At 49.6% G+C, this 21940-nt stretch carries 32 protein-coding genes and 1 pseudogene; 28 read left to right on the forward strand and 5 right to left on the reverse strand.

The genetic code is table 11. From position 1 onward, the window contains the following. Positions 1-225: 225 nt before the first annotated feature. The gene (locus tag LQ777_RS17715; protein ID WP_232559267.1) at positions 226-588 is read right to left on the reverse strand and encodes a hypothetical protein; all 363 of its coding nucleotides are present in this window, start codon (positions 586-588) and stop codon (positions 226-228) included. A 1055-nt stretch (positions 589-1643) separates the two neighbouring features. On the opposite strand from LQ777_RS17715, the gene LQ777_RS17720 reads away from it, so the two are divergent. Then, entirely contained in the window at positions 1644-2033 is a 390-nt protein-coding gene (locus LQ777_RS17720; RefSeq protein WP_232559268.1) for a LytR/AlgR family response regulator transcription factor, read from the forward strand. 523 nt (positions 2034-2556) lie between these two features. Here LQ777_RS17720 and LQ777_RS17725 read toward each other — a convergent pair. The 3 genes from LQ777_RS17725 to LQ777_RS17735 all read right to left on the reverse strand — a co-directional run bounded on the left by LQ777_RS17725 (position 2557) and on the right by LQ777_RS17735 (position 4903). After that, complete coding sequence (locus tag LQ777_RS17725) at positions 2557-2955, reverse strand: T9SS type A sorting domain-containing protein (protein WP_232559269.1); 399 nt, start codon at positions 2953-2955, stop codon at positions 2557-2559. Positions 2956-3954: 999 nt separating this feature from the next. Then, complete coding sequence (locus LQ777_RS17730; RefSeq protein ID WP_232559270.1) at positions 3955-4479, reverse strand: helix-turn-helix domain-containing protein; 525 nt, start codon at positions 4477-4479, stop codon at positions 3955-3957. Continuing rightward, entirely contained in the window at positions 4469-4903 is a 435-nt protein-coding gene (locus tag LQ777_RS17735; protein WP_232559271.1) for a hypothetical protein, read from the reverse strand. The genes LQ777_RS17730 and LQ777_RS17735 overlap by 11 nt, the downstream gene beginning before the upstream one ends. A 174-nt stretch (positions 4904-5077) precedes the next feature. Here LQ777_RS17735 and LQ777_RS17740 point away from each other — a divergent pair, with 174 nt between their 5' ends. The 10 genes and pseudogenes from LQ777_RS17740 (at position 5078) to LQ777_RS17785 (ending at position 9192) form a co-directional block, all read left to right on the forward strand. Beyond that, entirely contained in the window at positions 5078-5323 is a 246-nt protein-coding gene (locus LQ777_RS17740) for a hypothetical protein (protein ID WP_232559272.1), read from the forward strand. Between the two features lie 73 nt (positions 5324-5396). Continuing rightward, entirely contained in the window at positions 5397-5789 is a 393-nt protein-coding gene (locus LQ777_RS17745) for a hypothetical protein (RefSeq protein WP_232559273.1), read from the forward strand. Further along, the gene (locus tag LQ777_RS17750; RefSeq protein WP_232559274.1) at positions 5786-6127 is read left to right on the forward strand and encodes a hypothetical protein; all 342 of its coding nucleotides are present in this window, start codon (positions 5786-5788) and stop codon (positions 6125-6127) included. Before LQ777_RS17745 ends, LQ777_RS17750 begins: the two co-directional genes overlap by 4 nt. Positions 6128-6169: 42 nt before the next feature. Continuing rightward, a pseudogene (locus tag LQ777_RS17755) lies at positions 6170-6270 on the forward strand. 397 nt (positions 6271-6667) lie between these two features. Then, positions 6668-7468: a hypothetical protein gene (locus LQ777_RS17760; protein WP_232559275.1), complete on the forward strand. Its 801-nt coding sequence runs from the start codon at positions 6668-6670 to the stop codon at positions 7466-7468. Between the two features lie 8 nt (positions 7469-7476). Continuing rightward, a complete protein-coding gene (locus LQ777_RS17765; protein ID WP_232559276.1) occupies positions 7477-7929 on the forward strand; it encodes a hypothetical protein in 453 nt (150 codons plus the stop codon). Next, on the forward strand, positions 7917-8267 hold the full coding sequence (locus LQ777_RS17770; RefSeq protein ID WP_232559277.1) for a hypothetical protein: 351 nt from the start codon (positions 7917-7919) through the stop codon (positions 8265-8267). The genes LQ777_RS17765 and LQ777_RS17770 overlap by 13 nt, the downstream gene beginning before the upstream one ends. Next, positions 8260-8418: a hypothetical protein gene (locus LQ777_RS17775; protein WP_232559278.1), complete on the forward strand. Its 159-nt coding sequence runs from the start codon at positions 8260-8262 to the stop codon at positions 8416-8418. The genes LQ777_RS17770 and LQ777_RS17775 overlap by 8 nt, the downstream gene beginning before the upstream one ends. Beyond that, the gene (locus tag LQ777_RS17780; RefSeq protein ID WP_232559279.1) at positions 8399-8887 is read left to right on the forward strand and encodes a hypothetical protein; all 489 of its coding nucleotides are present in this window, start codon (positions 8399-8401) and stop codon (positions 8885-8887) included. The genes LQ777_RS17775 and LQ777_RS17780 overlap by 20 nt, the downstream gene beginning before the upstream one ends. Before the next feature lie 2 nt (positions 8888-8889). Then, positions 8890-9192 carry a hypothetical protein gene (locus tag LQ777_RS17785; protein ID WP_232559280.1) on the forward strand — a complete coding sequence of 101 codons (303 nt, stop codon included), beginning with the start codon at positions 8890-8892 and terminating at the stop codon, positions 9190-9192. Positions 9193-9227: 35 nt separating this feature from the next. Here LQ777_RS17785 and LQ777_RS17790 read toward each other — a convergent pair whose 3' ends face one another. Continuing rightward, positions 9228-10304, reverse strand: coding sequence for an AlbA family DNA-binding domain-containing protein (locus tag LQ777_RS17790; protein WP_232559281.1), 1077 nt, complete (start codon positions 10302-10304; stop codon positions 9228-9230). 99 nt (positions 10305-10403) lie between these two features. Here LQ777_RS17790 and LQ777_RS17795 point away from each other — a divergent pair, with 99 nt between their 5' ends. From LQ777_RS17795 to LQ777_RS17875, 17 genes are all read left to right on the forward strand, one after another. After that, entirely contained in the window at positions 10404-10850 is a 447-nt protein-coding gene (locus LQ777_RS17795; protein WP_232559282.1) for a M15 family metallopeptidase, read from the forward strand. A 52-nt stretch (positions 10851-10902) separates the two neighbouring features. After that, on the forward strand, positions 10903-11301 hold the full coding sequence (locus tag LQ777_RS17800) for a hypothetical protein (RefSeq protein ID WP_232559283.1): 399 nt from the start codon (positions 10903-10905) through the stop codon (positions 11299-11301). Then, entirely contained in the window at positions 11192-11608 is a 417-nt protein-coding gene (locus LQ777_RS17805; RefSeq protein ID WP_232559284.1) for a hypothetical protein, read from the forward strand. Before LQ777_RS17800 ends, LQ777_RS17805 begins: the two co-directional genes overlap by 110 nt. A gap of 129 nt (positions 11609-11737) precedes the next feature. Beyond that, positions 11738-12040, forward strand: a complete 303-nt coding sequence (locus LQ777_RS17810) for a hypothetical protein (protein ID WP_232559285.1) — start codon at positions 11738-11740, stop codon at positions 12038-12040. Further along, on the forward strand, positions 12040-13314 hold the full coding sequence (locus LQ777_RS17815; protein ID WP_232559286.1) for a hypothetical protein: 1275 nt from the start codon (positions 12040-12042) through the stop codon (positions 13312-13314). The genes LQ777_RS17810 and LQ777_RS17815 overlap by 1 nt, the downstream gene beginning before the upstream one ends. A gap of 2 nt (positions 13315-13316) precedes the next feature. Continuing rightward, positions 13317-14279 (forward strand): DUF6712 family protein, encoded by a 963-nt coding sequence (locus tag LQ777_RS17820; RefSeq protein ID WP_232559287.1) that lies wholly within the window; start codon positions 13317-13319, stop codon positions 14277-14279. Positions 14280-14293: 14 nt separating this feature from the next. Next, a complete protein-coding gene (locus tag LQ777_RS17825; RefSeq protein ID WP_232559288.1) occupies positions 14294-14488 on the forward strand; it encodes a hypothetical protein in 195 nt (64 codons plus the stop codon). Positions 14489-14491: 3 nt separating this feature from the next. Further along, positions 14492-15208, forward strand: a complete 717-nt coding sequence (locus LQ777_RS17830) for a hypothetical protein (RefSeq protein WP_232559289.1) — start codon at positions 14492-14494, stop codon at positions 15206-15208. Positions 15209-15249: 41 nt separating this feature from the next. Then, positions 15250-15678, forward strand: a complete 429-nt coding sequence (locus LQ777_RS17835; protein WP_232559290.1) for a C40 family peptidase — start codon at positions 15250-15252, stop codon at positions 15676-15678. 10 nt (positions 15679-15688) lie between these two features. Continuing rightward, entirely contained in the window at positions 15689-16123 is a 435-nt protein-coding gene (locus LQ777_RS17840; RefSeq protein ID WP_232559291.1) for a hypothetical protein, read from the forward strand. A gap of 62 nt (positions 16124-16185) precedes the next feature. Beyond that, positions 16186-16533: a glucosaminidase domain-containing protein gene (locus tag LQ777_RS17845; protein ID WP_232559292.1), complete on the forward strand. Its 348-nt coding sequence runs from the start codon at positions 16186-16188 to the stop codon at positions 16531-16533. Between the two features lie 81 nt (positions 16534-16614). Beyond that, the gene (locus tag LQ777_RS17850) at positions 16615-16884 is read left to right on the forward strand and encodes a hypothetical protein (RefSeq protein WP_232559293.1); all 270 of its coding nucleotides are present in this window, start codon (positions 16615-16617) and stop codon (positions 16882-16884) included. Further along, complete coding sequence (locus LQ777_RS17855; RefSeq protein WP_232559294.1) at positions 16884-17753, forward strand: hypothetical protein; 870 nt, start codon at positions 16884-16886, stop codon at positions 17751-17753. Before LQ777_RS17850 ends, LQ777_RS17855 begins: the two co-directional genes overlap by 1 nt. Next, positions 17731-18213, forward strand: a complete 483-nt coding sequence (locus tag LQ777_RS17860; protein ID WP_232559295.1) for a hypothetical protein — start codon at positions 17731-17733, stop codon at positions 18211-18213. The genes LQ777_RS17855 and LQ777_RS17860 overlap by 23 nt, the downstream gene beginning before the upstream one ends. A gap of 5 nt (positions 18214-18218) precedes the next feature. Beyond that, positions 18219-18434 carry a hypothetical protein gene (locus LQ777_RS17865; RefSeq protein ID WP_232559296.1) on the forward strand — a complete coding sequence of 72 codons (216 nt, stop codon included), beginning with the start codon at positions 18219-18221 and terminating at the stop codon, positions 18432-18434. A gap of 54 nt (positions 18435-18488) precedes the next feature. Further along, on the forward strand, positions 18489-20534 hold the full coding sequence (locus tag LQ777_RS17870; RefSeq protein WP_232559297.1) for a DUF5977 domain-containing protein: 2046 nt from the start codon (positions 18489-18491) through the stop codon (positions 20532-20534). After that, on the forward strand, positions 20531-21919 hold the full coding sequence (locus tag LQ777_RS17875; RefSeq protein ID WP_232559298.1) for a hypothetical protein: 1389 nt from the start codon (positions 20531-20533) through the stop codon (positions 21917-21919). The genes LQ777_RS17870 and LQ777_RS17875 overlap by 4 nt, the downstream gene beginning before the upstream one ends. Positions 21920-21940: the final 21 nt, after the last annotated feature.

Consider the following 21940-nt stretch of genomic DNA (forward strand, 5'->3'; position numbering starts at 1 on the left):
TCCAATTGACTAATCAACCGGATAAGCTGTAACTGCTCATCTGGATCGATTAGATGAATGAATTTTGCCGCATAACTGAATGCATAGCGTTCTAATGCGTTACTTAATGAGAGCATAATATCTCTTACAACTTATCAGAGTAAACAATCTGACTACATAACGAAATAGAGAATCATTAAGTTACTTAATAATACCTAATATTAACAAATTTCATTCTCAATAACTCTAAAGATTAAGCCGCTTTTTAATGTCGAGGCACCATTGAAGTACGGTTTGTGTATCCTCAATTATCATCAGTGCTTGCTGGGCAATGCTTGTTTCTTCTTCGGTAGTCACCAAATCCTTTCTTAACTCGTCTAATCCGGAAACGATTTTATTTTTAAGTTGAACAAGCTCGATCAGTTGAACCCTATTCTCATCATCTACTAAATCGCTACGAGAATGAAAATCTGTCTGCTCGTCAATAGCTTTTTGTAGTAATGTGTTCCAATGACGAAGTTGATTGATGGCTTCCATCCAATCGCCAAGTACCCCTGAAAGGGGCTGACTGGTAGAGTAATCAGTAGCTTTGTTAATGCGCTTAGTCATGAAGTTTTTCCGGGTAGATAGTCTCTCTTCAACAAAAGATGTATTAATACTCACTCAATAGCAAATAACAACATCCATTACGGCAATTCATACAAGCTCACCTTGTAGTAAGGTACTTACGCTGATACCCGGATCAGGGATCTTTAGCTTAGTAATAATCTGTATAATTTTTCATATCTATCTGCTTACTGACTGCTAGTTAGCTCAGCTTTTATAGTATTTCATCGATTAAATATGCGCTCACTGGGCTCACTATTGGCGATCTCCTATTTGCTCGAGCAAATACATAAACTTTATCGGGTAGCCCTTGGCCAATTTGATGAAGAGTCCAAGAATAGCCCTAGTTGAGAACCAGTCTGCCAAGTACCTCTGTTCATTGGGCAGAAGGGTGTAGAGACAAGTAAGCCCGAATGTATAGTGCTTGGACTTATTGACGATGAACAAACCTCTTTATAGACTGCGGTAACTAGTCTCTAATACAGCCATTTAACGGATAAAGCGCAACCATGATACACTTACGGGTATCATGGTTGCGCTTTATCCTATTTAATTTCCGATTTGATCGTTATTCATCAACAGCCTGTCAGTGTTGCTCTATCATGTTCTTGTATGCGGGCCTATTTTAGAAGATCACTACGACCAGCGACCCGTCATCTGGATGAGAAACAAAATGTATTAACAGATAAGGCTATTGCTTTCTAGAAGTATCCATTAGGGCTTACACGTAAATAGGGGGTTTTCCCCGGAACGAAACGGGCGTATACCCGTAATGTTCGGCAAAAGTAGCTTGTACCTTTGCCTACGATGAATAACCCCCTGCCCTCCAATAATGATGCCAACCTTCATCTGTTTAGAGAACAGTTGGCAGCTTATATACGCAGCGTTCAGGCGCGTAACCGACGCAGTAAATCAGTTATGCAGGCAACACAGCGGCTTGTCAAGCAACTACAGCTTCCACCGATACTATCTTGTTAAAGAGAACTAGTAAAGCGCCGGATTAGCATAGTCCGGAGTTTTCTCTTGAAAATACTATTAGCCCTGCTTTTCATCACGTAATGTCTGTAGCCTTCAAAAGTTCCGACGACTTGCCTAACCCTTCACTGCTTCGCATCTATACGAAAGCAAAAGGGTCTCATTGGGTAACTACCGACAATTTGGTCTATCTAGAGGCTATTGCTAACTATACTTGGTTGCGTTGGGCGGACAGTGCCCCAACCCTTTCTCCCCATACCCTTAAGGTATTTGTCAACCAGTTACCACTTGCTGATTTTGTTCGCATCCATCGGCGCTATCTGGTTAATCGGCAATTTATATTTCAAATAGAAGTAGGATTAGACGGAGCTGTTGCTCACTTAAAGTCAGGATTAAGTCTGCCTGTTTCGCGTCGTAAGCTCGTGTCTTTGCGTCGGCAATTAATAGGCATTCCACTCATTAAAAAAGAGTGACCGATAGCGCACAACTTAGTACTATTTTATACTACGTACAGCTACTGCGATAAACCGAGCTTATGCCTATTATGAGCTAACATACCTACATCTGGCTCCTCAGAATTATTGAATCAGTAAAGTGCGTTCTTCCCTCCGATCGTGGCCGATTTATATAATCGTGATGGTATTATAAGCAAAATGACACTACTTTCATTTTCAGCTAGTTGGAAACGAAACGCCCCCCGTCTTTAAGGGTATGGTTCATTCATACCATGTGCGGTGAAATACGTTTTGCTAAGAAGTTTGGGACTCAATGTCTTTGTAACTAAAAGTTTGACTACAATCTAGGTTTCAAACTTAGTCGTAAGCTAATTCCTAAAACGCATAAAAGCTCGTCTTGCCAATAGTTACCGTTTTGAAGAAGGTTTTGGTCAGAAGGCCGTCTAAAAATCGTCTAGCTGCTGTACCGTTTTTTACACAAAAAAAGCCCGTCAGCGGTAAGGCTGACCGGGCTTATCAGTAAAATAAACTTTTGACTACGCTATGGCCGCACGAGCTTGATCTGCTGGCGCTGGGTTGCTGTACGCACATCCAGTAAGAGGATGCCTTGCGCGTTACCTAGCGGTAGGCTTACCCGGTCTGTAGAAGCTGCCTCCTTAATGCTCTGGCCATGCAGGGTCTGGCCCTGTAAGTCAACTAATTTCAGTTGCACCGTCTGACCGCTTACCACGCTAATCTCTACCTCCGCCGATTGGCCGACGACCGGGTTGCCCAGCACCTTCACCATTAGCAACGAGCCTGCTTCCGGCACTGCTTCACGGGCATTACCGCTACCCGTAGGTTCAGTGCCGTAGAAGATCACTCCGTTCTGATAAGCCGTAACTCGGGCGTTGAGCGTGAAGCTGCTATTGTTGATATACGAGTAGTCGTCGCTCTGCACAAACCGGCTGTAGTCCTGCTTGGTAGCAGTAGCAGGCTGAAGCGGGAAAAAGAACGTAAAGAACGCGTCATAAAGTGAACCGTAAATTAGTTGGATAATACGAAAAGGAAATCCGCATCGTAGATTGTGGACGGGGCGGACAACTACCGGCCCGGGGCCACTTGAGTGTGTCAGTCGCGGGGGCAAATTTAGCCTAATCCCTTCAGATAGAGGTTCCCCATTTCACCCAACATGTAAAAAAATGAACATTTGTGTGGACTACTAAGAACTTTGTCTCTCTAAATGCGCTGGCAGCAGCCTACCTAAAGTTTTACTTTAAGCAGGCTGCTGCCAGAACATAGTTTGGCGAGACTATTTCAACAAAAAAATTACCCGACTTCAAGCGGAGCCGGGCGGTTTTTTATCACACGTATTGAGTCAAGATTCGGTAATGAATGTGCTATCACGACAAGTTTACCGACGCACTTGGTCAACCCTTAACCTGTTGACTAAGTGCGATGGTAATCACCGCTTTCTGACGTTATCGGGTGAGACCATTTTCACGCCTTCCCTAGCATCATCCGAGCGAACCGTGATCCGCCCGCCGTCGGTCCAGCGAATCACAGTCGCGTAGTAAGTATTACGGTTGTAGCCCCAACCATGCGAATTACGACAACCCCGTCACCGGGCCAAAGCATAGAATCTTTTATTGTACCGCAACAAACACCGTGTTTAGAACTAACGCATTGTTACGGATACATACCGTCTATTGAATCAGTCAAGGCGATGTCACGATTGAATTCAGCGAGTGATGGCCTTAGGGGGTTTCGTTTGCTAAATAGCCAGTGAGTGCGCGTGAAGTGAAGCATTTTATCAGGACTCAAAACAGTATTGCAACGCCTGATAATAAAGAAGCGTAACGATCAAATAAAAAGACCGTTACGCTTATAATCAGCAGAGAGGAAGGGATTGTAAACCCCTCAACAAGTACACTCATAATGAACCAGTTAACCTCGTAGGTTAACGGGATGCCACCGACTTTGCTACCTGCTGGATAGAAGGAAAAAGAAATTCTGACTGCATATTCCATTTGACGGATTTAGCGTATGTCCGAATATCTTTCTCAAAATCACCAGTGATAGTGAAAAGCGGTTCTGCAGTGGCATCCTCAGACTTTCCCACTAATAGTGCATCGATAGTTCGTTGATAACCTTCTATCTGACGGTCTTTAGCTTCAAGCAATCTAATGAACCTTTCTTCGAGCTTTTCCAGATATTGTTTTATATATCCATCTGACTCGACCGACTGTTCTTTATCCCTAAAAATATTACCTTCTCCATTCATAAGCCAATTTGGGTTGACGTTTGGGTATACTCTTAAAATAGTTTCCAAGACGTCAAAACCCGGTTTATTTTTTTCATCTACTATATAGTTTATAGTAGTTGACGATTTGCCAATAGATTTGGCAAAAGAATTATTAGACATCTTCAACTCACTTATGAGAGCGGCAAAGCGTTGCCCGACTGTTTGCTGCTTATTTTCCATGTGCTTCCATAGTTTGTAAAAATTGGTAAATGTCTTTTGTCATAACTACATCACTCGGAGACCCGTCTGTAAACCCTCTTATCATTTCGTCTTTCCATTCAACTCCTTCATCATATACATAAGCATACATAGCAGCACGAAAGCAACCAAAGCGATAATTATTATCGTCAATGCTCACTACAATTTTCTTCTTTAAAGAAACTATGGTTGACATCAACTCATAAAGTTGAACACTATTTAGTGGCCGAGATACTTGGCATTCTTTCTTACTGACTAGAGAAAAAGTGTCATCCTCTTTTGAAAGAAATTCGAGAACACTTGACGATTTTGGTGTACTACCGATGCTAAATGTGACCAGCAAAGGCGGCAAACGATCAAGAATTCTCTTTAATTCAACTGATCTTTCCTTACCAAATCCTACCATTATACATTTGATTATTAGTCATTTATATAAAATCTTCAAAATATTAAAAAATATCTTAGAGAATTTGTGTTAATAATTAAAAGATATATTCTAATATTGAGCACGATTTCAATACGAACCTAGCAATTCTACATCAATTCTCACAACAAGTGGTTAACAACTTTGTAAACGGTCATGCGCTTTCTAGCTGAAAAAACAATCAAACAATGGGAAGACGGCTCAATACCAAGACGAGCCAAAGGAGAACTCATAAAGAAGTTTCACGAGGGTTTTGGCTACACCCCTACCTCTAACACGTTTGCTGAACTGATTGCTAAGAAACAACAACCTACTCCAGATCAGGACAAATACTTAACTGATACTATTCTGGAGTACTGGAATTTTTACAATGACGTTGCAGAGCCCACTGACACCCAGTAATCTCAAAACTGCTCTATATTATGTTCACTACACTACTCAATTCATCCGGTTCACGCTCTAATCGTTCAGCCCTATGATACGCGAAACGATTAGAATGAGACTCGCCAAAGCCGTCCTACCAGGAGTATGCAGAATGCGCCATTTTCGCAATCGGCTCAAGCCCGCTGATGGCTTCGAGCAACTCCTATCACGGTACTATATGAATGTTTCTGAATTCCATTTCTTAACTGATGGCGAACTGCAGCAGCTGCCAGTCAAGATCAGGTTTAAAATTATTGAAGCGGCTGACCTGAGCATCCAAGAAAACGAACAACTGCTCACTACACTCAAGCAGACCAACGTTCAGGACCACAGCCTTGCTAGCGAAACCGTTCGGCTGAAGGCGTTAAAATTGAGAGTATGGTTAACCCTGTTCCGTAAGTTTCGGGGCTTGATCAAGCTGGCTTCTAACACATCACTAGCATGAGCCAGTCAACGCTTGAGACCCTGCAAGACACGCTCTTTCGCGGCCTGGAGGGCAACCACCATCTGCAACGCATGGCCCTGGCCTCGATAGCCAGCAAAGCAGCCATGACCAACGTAGGACCGCTCGACTTTCTTAAAGAGCAGTTTTACCAACTCTTTCGGGCTGAATTAGCAGCCACTCCAGCACCAGAGCCAGCGGTGATCGAACCAGCCGTCATCAGCTGCCCTAAATGTGAGCGGGTGTTCAAATCGCAGACGGCTCTCAATGGGCATGGTGTTGCCCGATGCACCGGCAAACAGCCTCAAAATTCCAGTCCTGTGAGCACTGGGCTCAGCTGAGCACCTTTGCAACCCTACAATGGTAGGCTGATAGCATAGTTTTTTGGAGTAGCTCAATGATAGAGCCTCTGGTGTTGATAGCCCACCGTCGTACTTAGCCGCTATACATCAGAGAGATGCAGGTTCGAGTCCTGCCGCCAAAGCAAACCAGGTGGGAAGAACTGGTTTTTTAAGGGTAAGGTAGTGCAGGTTTGCCGACTAGCGATGGCTAGTCGGCAACTTAAACCCCCTATGCCCTAACATTCCCACCAGGCAAGTGGCTGATGTGCACATCACCACTACTGATCTAGGCGTATAGACATATACGTTAGCAGATCGGGCCAAGTTTTCGCTGTCAGATTGGCAGTGAAGCCGGTTTTTTCGAAAACAGCCCAAAAAGGCTGACTGGTAGAGTATTGCCCAAAACTTATTTTTTTTCCCCGCAGCTTTCTATAGATATTTTTATAGAGTTGAGACTATAAATCGGTAAATCGGTAGATCGATGGAAGGTCGTATATACTCTAAAAACCTATAGAAAGCGCGAAAAATGAAAATTTCGTCATGCAACGCGCAAATTCCCCGACCCCTGGCTCAGCCTGCAAAAGTGACCCGCAGCAATCCCTGTTTAAGTTCTTTCTCTATTTCCATGAGACAACCGACGAATACCGCAGCAAAGGCGGTAAACCCTGGGTCTGGTATTCGTTCGACAAGCCCGAAGAGCGGGCCATGTTTCCCGATGGCTTACCGCGCGATCTACGCACCATCTTTGGTGACCTGCTTTACAAATCCTACCGCTGGCCTGATCTGTATGCATTCCTGAGAGATTGTCACCCCGTCTGGCAGACCGGCACCGATGGCTCATCACTGCTTAATTTGTATATGTCCGAAAAGGCAGGCGCACAGCTGCAAGAGATTGCGGCCAAGTACGAGGAAACCATCACCTATCTAATGCAGCAGGTTAACGTTCCTTTATGGCGAATCAATTACAAGGCAAACACCCGCACCGTACCTGGCTTTTCACCGATGCGCAAACGGACTACCGACTATTATGGCATTAAATGCTTCAAGAAAAATGCAGCCGTTAGTGCCTGGTTCAGCACCCGCAAACTCAAAATGGTGAAGGTCTTCGACAATCGCTGCTACCACGTCGACAACCACTTCACCGACATTGGCCCTGAAGAATACCCGATGCCACTGACGGGCACCATTCCCCCGATCACGCCAACCCTAGCGGCACCGGCTCTGAGCAATTTGCCCCCTCAACCGACCTGGCCACAAATCCCACCAGTCACTACCAGCACCGCTGGCCGCATCAACAAACCTGTTTCAGTCGGCTCAATTCTGTCTCATTTTCCTAAATAATAGACGGTATGCAGATCGAACTCTTTGCGCTACCTGATCCCGCACCAGTCGAAAAGCCAAAACGTAAACGGGCTAAACGGGCTATTATCGAACCTGTCAGCCTGGGCAAGTACAGCTTTGACACCTGGGTGAGTTACCCGGCTCGTGCCGTCAACGCTGAAGATGGTTTGCGCATTGAGTTTTCGGTCCCTGTGCACAGTGATCTGCTGGAAGCCGTCAACAACCCCGAAAAGACCGAGATCGTCTGCAAATATCGGGTGCGGGCGGGCTTCAAATGGGGTGGTTTAGGCCGACGTGCCGACGTACGTATTGAGGCTCATCTGACGCAAGGGCCAAAAGGCGGGCTTTACCTGCACTGTAAAAACGTGGAGATTCTGAACCCGGTACCAATCAAGGGCGAACCCCTACCCAGTTTCCTCAAGAAGATGCAAAAAAGTATGCAGGAGCCATGCAAAAGCTAAAGTTGAAACTAACGGCCAATGAGATGAAAGTGATTTTCACATTCTGCACCGACGCTCAGGTGCGCATAGGCGTACCCCAATATCGACAGCAAGGCAGTTTGACCAGCATCATTCTGGCTGAGCACTATGAGCGCAGCCGAAGCCACTGGCTCAGATGGTCTGGTCGACCAGTCAACAAAGAGTTTTCCTACTCGATGCCTATTTCACTGGCCTTTGCCCTGCACACTGAGCTGCATCTAAACGCCTGGTTATCAGACATTCAGAGGCTACTTGACAAACTCAATCAAGCCTTAGTCAATGCCCATGTTCAACCCCAAACCTTAGAGTACCATGATTAATTTTTTACTGATGCCCTTCTATCTACTGGCCGCACTCGCAGCTGCTGCCATTCTGGTGCTAGGCATCGTTTTCTCGGCCATGATGGCCCCCATTTTTGAAATCTGTATTAAAACAAATCCCCCTAAATTCTATGAGTACAACAAACAATAAACGCACTGAGACGGCCATCGAAACCGCTGAAGAAATGGCTGAGAAACAACTGGTGGCTAATATTCTGCACCACATCGGTTTTATGCTGATTGCCAAATCACCGTTCCGAACGAAGGTGCAGCAGGATGCTGAAGGGTACAAAACAGCCTTCTTATCAAGTCGAAGCAAGGAAGACCGCAAGCCATTTGTGCAGACCCGAGACATCATTTTTAAAATGGTTGAACTGCTGGTCAAAAGTCCCGACCGCACCACGCTCGGCAAGATGACTGCCTACTTGAAAACCCTGCAGGAAGATCGGGTTGTATTCGTGGCTGATCCTGAGATTGACGTTCGCCAGAAGCTGGCTGATTATCTCAAGCAAGAGTTTGACGTTACTGTGCAGGCCGAGCAGCTTGATAACCTGATCAATATTGCCTACGGCCTGACCACCGAAGATGACCAGAATTTAGACGAAACATCTGACGAATAGCTATGACCGACAAAGACGAAATCCGAGTAGCGTTCGTAGAAATGAGGCTATTTCGACAGCACCTAAAAGAAGGGTATGGTGAAGAAGGCTATAAAGAACAGCTGCAAATGTTTACCAATGAATTGCGGAAACTTGAGCGGCCACCAGGTGTCAACTATATCGAAGCGGCCACTATTGTGCAGCAACGCATCGAGCAGAATCCAGAGCTACGACAAGAAGCCAAAGAGATTGGCTGCGCCATGTACTATTTAGCTGCCGTCGAGCTCATGGGCGAAGACAAGTTCATTGAATGGATGCTAAATTAACATTTAAATATGCACAAGCAATTTTGTGCTTAACCTCACCTAGCTTGTGCATATTTAAGTATTGAATTAAACCTCTCTTGTTCAGAGCCCTCCCATTCTTCATGGTAAAATTGATTTAAGCTTACTGGCATTAAATCCATTACTCTTTTAATATTCACATCTTCTCTTAGAAGAAGGTCTTTGTTGTTAAAAGCATTTACGAGCTCTATCTCGTAAGTACTTTTTTTAGGTGGGGATATTTTCCCACCACCAGTTATTGACAGTGTAATTGAATTATCCTTGTCACACCAATTGTAATAATCTTCTATTGGGATGTGAATGACTTCTCTTCTAACTAATGGCAAATTATAAGTTAAGGCAGTAATCGAAGGTATATTATATATATGTAGCTGATTATCTATTCTAGCTTTCCCCTTGTTTATGAACCCTCCTCTATTGATTGTTAACATGTAATAAGGTTCATATTCATGTAAAAACTTTGACGAATTAATCAAAAAGCATGTAATCGCTATGTTAACTGACCTAATATTTAGCTCTTTTTCTAAGTTTATAAATCCGTCTAAACGTAAGAAGACGTTCAAATCTGGGTATTTTATTTGCTTGAATAAAGCTTCAATAATATAGTGTGGAGCAACTTTTGTTTGACCATCTAGACGAATATAGTATATATCATCGAACTGGTGCGGTTTTGTTTCGCTTTCAGGAACTTCTATAAGATATACGTACCTACCTGGATCAACTTCGACTTTACAAACCTGAATCGGTGCAGCAAAGGGCTTAATACGATTAGAAATCTTATTGATAAAGTCATCTTTTGAGTAGAGTTTCTCTACTGGTGAAAGATCGCCTATAAATACTTTTTGTCCAGTAGCATTTTTAATGCCTTTTGGAGCTCCCCATATCAATAGCCCTCCGTTTGAATTTAAAAAACTACAAATCGTTCTTAATACTCCGTTCTCTTTATGTTTTATGTCGCCTTCATGCTGGAAGAACGACTTATACTCAAGTGATAATGATTCATCACGTTCTCGAGAGAAATATGACCTAATATCATCAGCGTCAATACTATCCATTGGCTTTCCAAACTGATCCTGAGTAAAAGAATGAGTCATTAGAGATAAGGTTTAAGATTATCAAATATAGGAATCCTTGTCCTTTAATGTAGGCCATTACTCATTGACTTTTGGTCTGTCAATCAAAATAACAGGCCAATGGCATCGCGTTCAATCGAAGATTTGCACCCCGCTCTTGCTTATGCATTCGGTAAAGCAGAAGCACAGTACACCCTTCTTTATCCAGAAGCACCTAAACCAATTCTGACCAGCACCTACCGCTCGAATGAAGAGCAGCTCAAGCTCTACAATCAGCCCACCGACCGCAAAGACAACGACGGTGATGGCAAGATTGATGAGGCTGATGAGAAGGTGACCAATGCAAAGCCCGGCCAGTCGGCTCACAACTTCAGCCCATCGCTGGCGTTTGATGTCGCTTTCCAGGATAAGGCAGGAAAACTTGATTGGAGCACCCTGCACTTCCAACGCTTCGCCAAACTGGTTCTGCAGACCGTTGGCATCACCTGGGGTGGTAATTTCAAATCACTCATCGATCTGCCTCACTTCGAGCTCACCGACTGGGCAAAACGCGCAGCCAAAAAGTAGCTGACTAACTAATCTCTTAGTTCAACGTAGCCGGCTAAATCAATTCCAGTCTATGAAGTATCTCAACATCATTGCGCATTTTCTCCAGGGCACCTATGCCAAGTTTGGCACCAGTGCCAATCTGTTCAGAGAACTAACCGTCAGTGTGCTCACAGCGGTAGCGGTGGCCGTCCTGGTCGAACTGCTGACACCCGACACAGATTCAACTGCAGCAGAAGTGCGCGACCTGCTCAATGCGGCCATCGCCAACCAGCGTCAGGCTGATGAGATCAGAGCCAAACAGCAGGAATGGAAACTACAAGGCAAAATCGATTCACTCACTCTTGTACTAAAAAAACGCGATGAACAAGACTCTTTACGGGCTAATGGTGGGTTTTCTACTTTGGATGCCATGCGCCAGATCAACAGCGCAATCAATAAAACCGGGCGCGGCCCGGCGAGGGGTAGATAGTGCAGCCGTTGCGGCTCAGTTTGTGGCCAACGCCAGACCCCTACTCGACAGCCTGACGGCTCTGCACTTTGCCAGGCTAAAGATTAGCTTTTTACAAGGCCAGGTCAAAGAACGCGAAAGCCAGCGCGATGACCTGGCGGGCCAGCTGAGTGAGTGCCATCAAAACACCGGCCAGCAGATCGGCCACCAGGTTGATGACAAACAGCAGATCGGCCAGCTGACGCAGCAGAAAAACAGTGGCCAGCTAAAGACCTGGCTACTAGGTGCGGCCCTGGCGTTGTCAATCTATCTGCACGTTGTCCGATGAGCGTCACCGGCTCCTTACTCCAGGCACTCGCAGCCATTGGCATCGGCTTGCTGGTCGGGGCTGCAGTCGACTGGCTCAGGCTTCGAAGATGTCCTTTCAGTCGGTGCCTGAAGAGCGCAATTTTGGACTATGGGAAAAGTAAAGAGGACCATCAACCGCAGGACCATGTTTGCCGAGATTCACCAGGACACCCGCGAGAACGGCAAACCACACGTCTTCAGTCTGAAGTATTGCAAGGTTGATGCCACCGTTGGCGAAAAAGACCAGGTCTGCAAAAGCGTTCGCAACGCACCAGGTGCGGCCAAGTTTCGCCAGAACGTCAATCTCAACCACATTCTGCTGCTCCAGAACCTGGAGAATAACACCGTTTTTGAACTACACATTGACCTGCTGCTCGAATACAACGGCATGCGGATAAATCACCAGTACTGATGGAGTGGATTACTGAACAAGTGGCTTTAGTCACTGGCCGAAACAAGACCGCAGCCATTCTGCAGCTGACCGAATCAGCTGGCCGTGACCATGCCTATGGAACGGCCAGCATTTTTGGCGGCAATGGCCTGAGCCACGTACCCTGGGGCAATGCCGACAATCAGCCCAACACGATGGGGGTGCTGATTCAAAAAAACAACCAGGTGCGCCCGCTGCTGGAGTCGAACCGCGACATGATCTACGGCACCGGCATCAGCTTTTTTAAGCGCAAATACGAGCAGAGCAAAGTGCAGCTGGAGCCCTATAGTGACAGCAAACTCGATGAATGGAAGCTAAAGACCCGGCTGGCCAACTACGCCATCGGGGCCATCAACGAGCGGCTCACCAACGGCAACCACTTCACCCGCTTTCAGCTGGACTTGGACGGCTTGCCCCTGCTGGACATCATGGACTGCTACAGTTCGCGCATCGACCAGAAAAGCACCAAGTTTAACAAGCAGTATCTGTTTAATCCGTATTTCGGTGATCTGAGCTACTACCGGCCCAAAGACTCCGAGCCTTTACCCGGCTTCAATTTTGCCAATCCTGAAGCCAACATTGTCAGCGTCTTTCACTCTAGAGAGCATATGTCGGGCAACCCCCACTATGCCTATCCAAGCTGGTGGGGTGCAGCCGACTGGATTGAACTAGCCAACCTGATCCCCATTTTTCACAAGAGCGGGATCACCAACGGCTATAACATCAAGTACCTGGTGCGCGTCCCCAAAGATTACTTCGATACCGAGGGCGGCAAGTCGGTACCCGTCGACAAGATTCGCCAGCGGTGGTCTGAGTTTTCCGACAACCTATCGAACTGGATGGCAGGCACCAAGAACGTCAACAAGTCGCTCATCTTAAAATACATGCGCGGTGAAGACGGCAAAGCACAGGATGCCATCGACGTGGTCCCGCTCAAAAATGAGATGTCGGACGATGCCTACTCGAAGGTTTGGGAGATGGCCAACGTTTCTATTGCCAATGCCGCTGGCATCCTGCCCACCCTGGGCGGGGTCAATCCAGGCAAGGGCAATGACTCGGGCTCACAGATTAGAGTCATGGCCGAGTTTCAGCAGCATTTCAGAACGCCCGTTCACCATCAGATACTGCTGGAGCCGGTTCAGTACGGGCTCAAGATCATGGGTTACAAAGACATTGTGCCCTCTTTCTCGGGCGTTCAGATTACTACGCTTGACGTTAACCCGACCGGCTCACAGGCGGTCATCAACCACAACTAGCCATGCTCAACCAGGAGATTTTAAAAGCGCAGCTGGGCTCGTTGCAGGCGTCGATGAAGTTTGAGCAGATTCAGGGTTTCTGTTTGCATGCCGAACGCTGGTTCAGAGACGAGATCGGGCCAGAGCTCTTCGCTTACCTTAAAACGCTTAATGCGGCAACGGTCGACAACCGGGAACTGCTCAGGCTGACGCATAGCTGCCTGGCCTGGTATGCCTACACGCTGGCCTTTCCGCACCAGAAATTTCGGGTGGGTGATCTGGGCATGATGAAAAACAGTGCGCAGAACACGGTGGCGGTCACCAAGTGGGAATACGTCGACACGCGCGATGCCAACCTGTCGATGCTGGATTTGTCGCTTGAATACTTCTGGCGTGAACTGGAGATTCAGAAGCCAGAAGCCTGGACAGCTTCAGCGGCCTTCAAACTGCGCAACAAGTACTTTCTGCGCTCAGCCGCTGAGCTCGGCCAGCTGCTACCGATTGCGGGCCGCAACTACCGTTTCTTTCAGAAGCTCATCACCCACATTGAAGACGTGGAGAATGAGCAGATTCGACCGGCCCTGACGCCAGCGGTCTTTGCTGATTTGAAAAGCAAATGGCAGAACCCGCAGGCAACTTTGAGCTTTGACGAAGAAATGCTCATCAGTCTGATTCGAAAAGCCCTGGCCTACCTGGCCGTTTACCAGGCGTGGCCCTATTTGCCGCTCGACATCAACGAAGATGGCATTTCCGAAAAACGCTCCAAGAGCGGTATCAACGAAGGGGTGGCCCCTGACGGCAACCTGCGCGAACGCATGCAACAGCAGCTAAATCTGGACGGTGAGAAGAAGCTGGCCAACGTGCGCAGTTATCTTGATGAGACGGCCACCCCGATTCTGTTTGCTTCATACTATCAGAAGTACCTGACACCAGGCACCGAGTATGAGCCGGACGATTTTACCGACAAACCTCATGTAATCCTTTAAACAATCCATAAATCATGTTACCAGCAAGCAACCCACAAGAAGACAAAGTAAGCACCGACGAAGCGGCTCAGGAAATTATGAACCACCTGAGCGAAAGCGGCTACGACCTGAGCGATAAAGTGGCCATCAGCCGGGCGTTTCGTAAGCTGCTGCGCACCGAGGGTGAAGAAGCGCAGAAGACATTGACCAACCTTTTAGACACGTTGTAATTAATGGATTTCAAACGCAAAAAAGCGGATGACCAGCGGGCTGCCAGTGAGCAGCCTGCTGGCAACGAGGGAAACGGATTGCCAACGGATGCTATGCTTAAACAGATGGCAGCAGCGGCCTGGTCAGCGACAGCAAACAATGATCCTGAAGCAGTCAACGAACCCGCACCAAAGTCGGTGATCACAGTAGTTGATCGAGCCACTGGCCAGGTAATCGGAGAAAGCGAACCCCTACCGATCTACGAACCAGAACCAGCACTAAAATCGGGATTCTTAGCCCGCGTACTGGCCAGCCTGGTTCGATGGCTGAACCAGTCCCGCTACCTGCTGAGCCTGTACGGTGGGCTGGCCGTTGCCTTTGTGGCTTTCTACGCCCTGGCTGATTATACCGCTTATACCACCGCTGAGCAGCGGCCTGGTCAGCTGATCTTTTCCAACACGATGACTCAGCTTTGGACGGCCTGTTTCCGGCTTGTCTTTATCCTGGGGGCCAGCCTGGCACTGCTGCGTTTGTTCTGGCCTGAGTTGTTCCGCTTTTTCAGACCCGACAACCAAAACGGGTCCAGCCTGGATGGGCCAGACATGATGACCACCATCAAACACGAGTTAACGTCCTACCAACGGTTATGCGTCTTCTTGTTAGCCTTCTTTGGGCTCTGTCTTTTGTTTATAGCCCTGCTGCTGGTCAATCTACCGCAGACAGTAAGCGTCGGTCGGTAGTCGACCAGCGCAAAGCCGTCACCCAGGCTGCAGTTCGCTACGTGGGTGTTAAGGAAGAGGGCCAGAACCGGGGGCCAGTCTACACCCTGTTTATGAAGCCTTATGGCTACGGACCCGGCACGATGTATTGCGGGCTGTTCTGCCATCACGTCTTTGTTACGGCCAGCGTCAAACACGGGGTCAAAGGGCCAGCCATTGCCGCCAACTGGTCACTACCCGCCAGCGTCATCGTCTGGCGCAACAACCGGCCCATAAACGGGCGGGTGCCGCTGGCGGGTGATCTGGCCTTGTTTCGCTTTAAAAGCAAGCGCATCAATCACGTCGAAGTAATTGTCAACTGGCCGAGCAATGAAAACTACTGCTGGGTGATCGGGGGCAACACCTCCAACCCCAACGGATCGGGTGAAGGCGTCTTTTTGAAGCAGCGACTAAAAAGCGAAATGATCGTTGTCAGCCGCATCACTTTTTAAACCGTAACGTATGAAACAACCCATTCACCTTTATGTGCTGGCGGGCCTGCTGGTGGGCCTGCTGGCTCTGGTGGCCGCTCGGCCCTGGGGCCAGCTTAATGATGCCGTTGGCATTGAGTCGGTAGCCGATTCGATTCGGGCCGACACGCTCTCACGGGCCGAAACCGATAGCCTGATTATCGATACGGAAGCGGTAACGATGACCTTACCCAACGCCATCAGCGACAGTCTGAGCTACAGCTTTGAAGCCCGTAAAAAGAAAAAAGCCTATCTGGAGGAACAGAACGCCCTGCTGCAAAAGGAAAACCAGCAGCTTGAAACCAAGCTCAACAAAAAGCGGCAATCACTGATGCAGAATCTGGTGTCACTCCAGGAGGTTGAGCAGCTGCTGGTCAAGCAGAACGGCTCAGCCAGTAAAATCGTGACCAGTCCCGAAAACCCCTGACGGCCCCAACGAAGAGCAGGCGGGCTGAGCGATTAGTCCGACGTTGGGGCGATCCTGTTCGAATGATCACCGAGACCGAGCTGCTTTACCCTGAAACAGCGGTCGCCATTGCAGTGCTGGAGACGGGAAACTTTAGCTCACGGCACATGATGAAAACCCACAACTGGTTTGGATTCCGACGCAACAGCCGGGGCTATCAAAAGTGCGTTCGCAAGGGCTACGGTGAGTATGCCAGCGCACAAATGATGATGGCCGATTACCAGGCTTGGGAATACGACATTTGCACCAAAAATGGCCTGACCGATGAGCGGGCGTTCCGTCGATGGATTGTCAAGCACTACGCTGAAGACCCGGCATATAGTACCAAGCTGAGCACCTCACTGGCCGAAGTAAATCGCACCTGGCGATAATAGAAAACCGTCCTTTAGGGGGCGGTTTTTTGGTTTGTACTTGCTCACCATTTCACAAACCAAACACAAACTCTATTTCTCATGTCAAACCTGCAAGACGAGCTCAGCCTGACCGAGCGGCTGACGGCTCCCACGCCCAAACTCTTTCAGAAGATTCGCAACGGTGGCATCATCCTGGCCACGTTCGCAGCGGCCATCCTGAGCCTGGAGGCCAAAGGGGTGATCGTACCAAGCGGCATCGAAATGGTAGCCAGTGGCATTGCTACCGTCGCGGGCATCATTGGTGCCCTGGTGGCACAGTTCACCGTCAATCTGCCTGAGTACGAAATTAAGAAAGCTCTCAATTCCTAATGCGCATCATCACCTTAGATGGCATTGATTACGAGCTACCCGAAGCCTGGGACGAGGTAAACCAAGAACGACTACCTAATCTGATCGAGCTGGTTTACCTCACCCCGGAGTCGGGTCAAATGCATCATGCTCTCATTCAGCTGGCTCTCAACATTCGCCCGCGCGTTTGGAAGAAGCTCCACAAAACCCATTTTTCACCCGATCTGCCCGACTCGGTACGCTATGCGAATGCCGAAGTACTCGGCCAGCTGGTGGCCTGGCTGTCGTGGATGTGGCTCAAGCCGATGAACAAGCCACCCTTTGCGCAGCTGCAGGTTGATGGCCATGCTTGGCTGCTGGCTGAGCCTGACTTTATGTCGATGTCATACGGTGAGCTCACTGATTTGTACATTCACCTGCAGGCGTTCGTTGAGCAGCTGGTGCCGGGTGAAGAGCGGCTCAATTACCTGGTGGCAACCGCTTGCCGACCCCGACCGAAACGGGGTTACACCCTGCAGCCTGGCTGGAACGGTGACCACCGCGAAGAGTACAACGAGTTTCTGGTGCGGGAGCGGGTGAAGCTGGCCGCTAAAATCGATTACCGTGACCGGCTGGCCGTCATGCTGTACGTGGCCGCTACCATCAAGAACCTGATGAACCGTTACGCGCTCTTTGAGAGCGAATCGACGAGCACCGCTTCAGATGCCCTGCCTGAAGCCTACTCAGGTCAGAGCTTTATCAAGAACGCGCACCTGCTGGCCGAAAAAGGTATTTTCGGCAACCTCAAACAAACGCAGCAGGCCAACGTGCACGAAGTACTGCTTTTCCTGGAAGAACACCGCAATGATTTACTCAAACAGCAAGCCGATGCAAACAAAGACAGCGACTAATATTTTTTGGCAGTACTTTAGAAGCGTATCAGAGAACACTGAGAATGTGCTCAGCGTCAGCCAGAGCAACGGGGAACGCATGGAGCGGCTGCTTGCGGCATCGGTCAACGAGCCGATTTACCCGGCTGTGTTTGCCATGCGGCCCAAATACAAACCCTTCGACAACGGGGCTGACCAGTACTCTATTTTCTTTGAGGCCGTCTTTTACGTCTTTTGCCAGAGCGAACAAGGCAACCAGGAAAGTGAAGACATGGCATTTGACCAGGCTGAAGCCATCTCGCTGGCCATCCTGCAGCAGTTCAAGCTCGACCATCAGACCACCGAGGGGGTTGACTTTGATTACAACACCGCACACTTGGAGCCCGTCACCATGATGACGCTCGATTCAACCGCGGGCTACGAAGTAAAACTCAAAATCGGACTGGTCGCTAATGACCTGTTTCGAAACGATAACCGATAACCTGTATGCTGCGCAAAAAACTACTCTTCTGGCTTACCTGGCTGCTACTGGGGCCGCTGGCCATGCTGTATTTCTGTTTCATGGCACTGTTCACGGGCCGCTTTCGCTCGATTGGCTTAAAAACAAGCCTGGTACGTCAACAGGTTTGGCAGAAGCATGTGCTGGAGAAACCCGTCAAGCGACTCACCGTCGACCGTTACGGCAAAAAGCGTTTCTCGTAGCTGTCCTTTTGGCCGTTGGTGCGCCAGGCAATCTTTGGTAAAATACTTTTTGCCATGATCGACGCGCTGGCCACCAATCTGGTCTTTCTACCCCTTCATTTTTCCCGCAACCGGCTCGATGTTGTCATTGACCCGGCTGACACCACGCTCACCGACCGCAGCAGCCTGCGCTATGCCCTGACGCTGCTGGTCCCCACTTTCCCCCAAAGCAGCGAGTTTACCAAGCTCACCACCCTGATCGGCAGGGAGCGGCCACCCCAAATCAGTGGCGGTCTGGAGCGGTTCGACGGGGCTCAATTCCGCATTGACGAAGTGCTCGACGGCTTTCTTGAAACACAGAAACCGGCTTTCAATCAGACGGCCATGAGCATCGTACCCACCATGACCATGCCCTACTGCCTGCGCGAAACCGTCACCGGAGGCAAACCAGCGGTAAGCACTGAACTAACCCGGCCTAAAGAATGGATTTTCAAAGGCGGGCTGACCAACGAAGATTTTGCCGGATGGGCTGACCGTTTCTTCAACACCTACCTGCGCGATACCCGCCAGTTCTTAACCTGGCAACCCCTGGCAAAATCGGTCTCGCTCTACCAGCCCGAATATTTGTATTTTCTGCTGAACTGCTCACCCGTTCCGGCCATCATCAAACGACGCATTCAGGTGACCTACCCCGATGGCCGCTCGGACGTGCGAACGCTCGACACGCTCAGCGGGGCATCGCTCAATCAGGTGGTTTGTGTTCCGGCTGGCATGTACCCCAACGGCCTGGGCTACGACGTGGCCAGCTATGACGTATGGCTCAGTGACGGCAATGATAACCGCATTTCCCAGGTGCGCACTTTTCGGGTCGACAGTCGGGAACAAGAGCAGGAACGGTTTATCCTTTTTGAGAACTCACTAGGGGGCTTCGACACGCTGCGCATTACTGGCCAGGCCACTGAGGCCACCAGCGTGCGACGGGTATCGGTGGAGATTGACGAGACGGCATCGACGGCCATCGACGTGGCGCAGGTGCGCATCATTCAGGCAGAAGGTGATCACAGCCTGAGCGTCTCGACGGGCTACTTTACCCGCCAGGCCAGTGCCTGGGCTCGGTACATGGACGAACTGCTGTTCAGTAAAGCCATCTACCTGGTCACCGACAAAGGCCAGGTGCCGCTGCTACTAACCACCAGCGAACTGCTCACCCACGAAGACAATGCCGACCTGATTGCCCGCACCCTTAGTTTCAAAAAAGCGAAGGTTGAGCAGAACTTCAGTTTGTTGCCCATTTCCAGTGCGCAGGCGGGTCGGCCAACGGCCTGGCGGGGTATTGGCTTTCGCCAGGTGCTGGATAGTTACGGCAAGCGCACCGGCCTGGGGGCTCCGATCCGGCTGCGCAAGTACTACACCGATGACGGCACCGACGTGAAGCCCATCACGGAGAAGCCCAACGCGGTGGGCAATGCCGACTTCATCACCCCTACCCCTGTACCGGGCGTTGTAGCGGGCTCGACGCCCTACGGCAATGCGGCCATCAGCCGAACCGGCAGATTCAACCGCAGCACCTGCCCATCGGGCCAGCAGGGCGGGCCAGCCACTATCAGCGTTGGGGCGGGCAAGTACGGGGGCGAAGACCAGGCCGATGCCAACGCCAGGGCTGAAGCCGAATTTGCCAGTCTGGACACGCAAGCCTATGCCGACGCCAATGGCAGCTGCGCGATGTCGGAAAATTACACCTGGAACGTGCCCGCGAATCAATTCCACATTCGCTTTAGTAACCCGGCAGCTGCAGCGATCTATCACAACGACGGGCTAAACGGACCCGCTGACATGGGCAACACCCAAAGTCTGCAAGGCCAGGCGGGTCAATTTGTCTACCTGGCTGGTAGTAATGATCTGAACTTTCCGGCTGCAGACGCCAACTGGCTGCTCTATAGCCTGGGTAGTCCGTATGCCAATAAGCGGCTGACGCTCTACAAAAACGGGGTGCTGCTCAGGACTCAGGACTTTACCCACAACAAAGACGGCTATGAACTTTTGAGCCTGGTGGGGGCAGACGGCACCGGACCGGCACCGGCATCGGGTGAGTTGTACTACGTAAAATTTGAAGATCGATGAGCTTAGACATTCGCATTGACGGCCAATCGGTCGAATTGACCGCGGGCAGCAGCCTGGATATGAATTTGGTCACCCCGCATTTTGACTATGCCAAGATTCCCGGATCGACGGCTAACCTGCCCGCGTTCCCGCTCAGCAGGCGCAACCAGCAAATCTTTGGATACTGGGAGCAGCCGCAAGTTGGGGGCATTTTGCAACGTCGACGCTTTGAGCAGTACTGGGGCGGGCATTTGATCCGAGAAGCCATGTATGTGCTGACCGAGGCAGGGCCAGCGGGTTATGTGGGCCAGATGGCCGAACCCCTGGGTGAATTTTTTGGTGACTGGCAAAACGAGCTGCTCACCGAGCTCGACTTTGGATCGTTACCGCTGGCGGGGCTGCTCAATGCCGAGATCAAATCGGACGGCATGACGGCGGCTGCATTTCCTCTGATTCGCAACCCCGACTTCTACGGCACCAACGGGCCAGCGGTTAATTACAACGGCAAGGTAAACGACCCGTCAGGCACCGGGCCGCAAACGCCCATGATTCTGCTAACCTGGCTATTGAAAAAAATCAGCCAGGCTACCGGCACCACCATCGACGGTGATTTTGTGAATCATCCGGTTTATTCCAAACTGCTGTTCTACAATACCAGGGCACTCGACGGGGCCACCAGCATCACCATCAACCGGCACTTACCCACCCTGACGGTCACGGAGCTCTTACTGGAGATCCGCAAGCTGTTCAACCTGCGCTTTGATTTCAACTTCGCTGACCGTCGGCTCACAATCGGTTTCTGGCAGGATTCCATCACCAAAGCAGCCGTTGTCGACTGGAGCGCGAAAGCGGTCGGTAGAGCGGTCAAAACACCAGAGGTCAACACCCGGCTGCAGCTGGGCTACGACTTGGATTCGAACGATGGATTGATGAAGGACAAGCCCGCTATTATGGCCGATTACCTGACGCCAGGCAACAGCCCCAATTTTTCGCCCCTCAAGAGCCGTTTTTCAACGCTGATGACCGATGACATCACCGGACGTACAAAAGTGTCTCAGATCGGAATTACGGCCCAATTCAGCCAACTGGGCAACACCTTCACCCCGCGACTCTTATTTTGGAACGGCATTGTAGCAGGTGAGCCGGATGCATCACCCGAAAAAGGCGACTTTTCCCTGTACTGGAATGAGGCAGACGGACTCTATCAAAACCACTGGCGCGAGCTCGAAGCCATGCGGCAAACCCAGTTTTACGCCAAACAATCGCTCAACCTGACTGAGACAGACCTAGCGGGGCTGAAGTGGCACCAGAAGGTGCACATCAATGGCGTCGACTATTTTGTGCTCAGCGTGAACGTAAGCCTACCTATTAGCAAGCCCGCTGAGTGCTTACTGGTAGCTGTATAAGGCGAAAGTTAGTAGACGGTA

This window comes from Spirosoma oryzicola, from assembly GCF_021233055.1.
GTDB classification, from domain to species: Bacteria; Bacteroidota; Bacteroidia; order Cytophagales; family Spirosomataceae; genus Spirosoma; species Spirosoma oryzicola.

Coding starts and splice junctions, on each gene's coding strand:
- LQ777_RS17715 (WP_232559267.1), bottom strand. CDS start 588: ATGACTAAGCGCATTAACAAAGCTACTGATTACTCTACCAGTCAGCCC.
- LQ777_RS17720 (WP_232559268.1), top strand. CDS start 1,644: ATGTCTGTAGCCTTCAAAAGTTCCGACGACTTGCCTAACCCTTCACTG.
- LQ777_RS17730 (WP_232559270.1), bottom strand. CDS start 4,479: ATGGAAAATAAGCAGCAAACAGTCGGGCAACGCTTTGCCGCTCTCATA.
- LQ777_RS17735 (WP_232559271.1), bottom strand. CDS start 4,903: ATGGTAGGATTTGGTAAGGAAAGATCAGTTGAATTAAAGAGAATTCTT.
- LQ777_RS17740 (WP_232559272.1), top strand. CDS start 5,078: ATGCGCTTTCTAGCTGAAAAAACAATCAAACAATGGGAAGACGGCTCA.
- LQ777_RS17745 (WP_232559273.1), top strand. CDS start 5,397: ATGATACGCGAAACGATTAGAATGAGACTCGCCAAAGCCGTCCTACCA.
- LQ777_RS17750 (WP_232559274.1), top strand. CDS start 5,786: ATGAGCCAGTCAACGCTTGAGACCCTGCAAGACACGCTCTTTCGCGGC.
- LQ777_RS17760 (WP_232559275.1), top strand. CDS start 6,668: ATGCAACGCGCAAATTCCCCGACCCCTGGCTCAGCCTGCAAAAGTGAC.
- LQ777_RS17765 (WP_232559276.1), top strand. CDS start 7,477: ATGCAGATCGAACTCTTTGCGCTACCTGATCCCGCACCAGTCGAAAAG.
- LQ777_RS17770 (WP_232559277.1), top strand. CDS start 7,917: ATGCAAAAGCTAAAGTTGAAACTAACGGCCAATGAGATGAAAGTGATT.
- LQ777_RS17775 (WP_232559278.1), top strand. CDS start 8,260: ATGATTAATTTTTTACTGATGCCCTTCTATCTACTGGCCGCACTCGCA.
- LQ777_RS17780 (WP_232559279.1), top strand. CDS start 8,399: ATGAGTACAACAAACAATAAACGCACTGAGACGGCCATCGAAACCGCT.
- LQ777_RS17785 (WP_232559280.1), top strand. CDS start 8,890: ATGACCGACAAAGACGAAATCCGAGTAGCGTTCGTAGAAATGAGGCTA.
- LQ777_RS17790 (WP_232559281.1), bottom strand. CDS start 10,304: ATGACTCATTCTTTTACTCAGGATCAGTTTGGAAAGCCAATGGATAGT.
- LQ777_RS17795 (WP_232559282.1), top strand. CDS start 10,404: ATGGCATCGCGTTCAATCGAAGATTTGCACCCCGCTCTTGCTTATGCA.
- LQ777_RS17800 (WP_232559283.1), top strand. CDS start 10,903: ATGAAGTATCTCAACATCATTGCGCATTTTCTCCAGGGCACCTATGCC.
- LQ777_RS17805 (WP_232559284.1), top strand. CDS start 11,192: ATGAACAAGACTCTTTACGGGCTAATGGTGGGTTTTCTACTTTGGATG.
- LQ777_RS17810 (WP_232559285.1), top strand. CDS start 11,738: ATGGGAAAAGTAAAGAGGACCATCAACCGCAGGACCATGTTTGCCGAG.
- LQ777_RS17815 (WP_232559286.1), top strand. CDS start 12,040: ATGGAGTGGATTACTGAACAAGTGGCTTTAGTCACTGGCCGAAACAAG.
- LQ777_RS17820 (WP_232559287.1), top strand. CDS start 13,317: ATGCTCAACCAGGAGATTTTAAAAGCGCAGCTGGGCTCGTTGCAGGCG.
- LQ777_RS17825 (WP_232559288.1), top strand. CDS start 14,294: ATGTTACCAGCAAGCAACCCACAAGAAGACAAAGTAAGCACCGACGAA.
- LQ777_RS17830 (WP_232559289.1), top strand. CDS start 14,492: ATGGATTTCAAACGCAAAAAAGCGGATGACCAGCGGGCTGCCAGTGAG.
- LQ777_RS17840 (WP_232559291.1), top strand. CDS start 15,689: ATGAAACAACCCATTCACCTTTATGTGCTGGCGGGCCTGCTGGTGGGC.
- LQ777_RS17845 (WP_232559292.1), top strand. CDS start 16,186: ATGATCACCGAGACCGAGCTGCTTTACCCTGAAACAGCGGTCGCCATT.
- LQ777_RS17850 (WP_232559293.1), top strand. CDS start 16,615: ATGTCAAACCTGCAAGACGAGCTCAGCCTGACCGAGCGGCTGACGGCT.
- LQ777_RS17855 (WP_232559294.1), top strand. CDS start 16,884: ATGCGCATCATCACCTTAGATGGCATTGATTACGAGCTACCCGAAGCC.
- LQ777_RS17860 (WP_232559295.1), top strand. CDS start 17,731: ATGCAAACAAAGACAGCGACTAATATTTTTTGGCAGTACTTTAGAAGC.
- LQ777_RS17865 (WP_232559296.1), top strand. CDS start 18,219: ATGCTGCGCAAAAAACTACTCTTCTGGCTTACCTGGCTGCTACTGGGG.
- LQ777_RS17870 (WP_232559297.1), top strand. CDS start 18,489: ATGATCGACGCGCTGGCCACCAATCTGGTCTTTCTACCCCTTCATTTT.
- LQ777_RS17875 (WP_232559298.1), top strand. CDS start 20,531: ATGAGCTTAGACATTCGCATTGACGGCCAATCGGTCGAATTGACCGCG.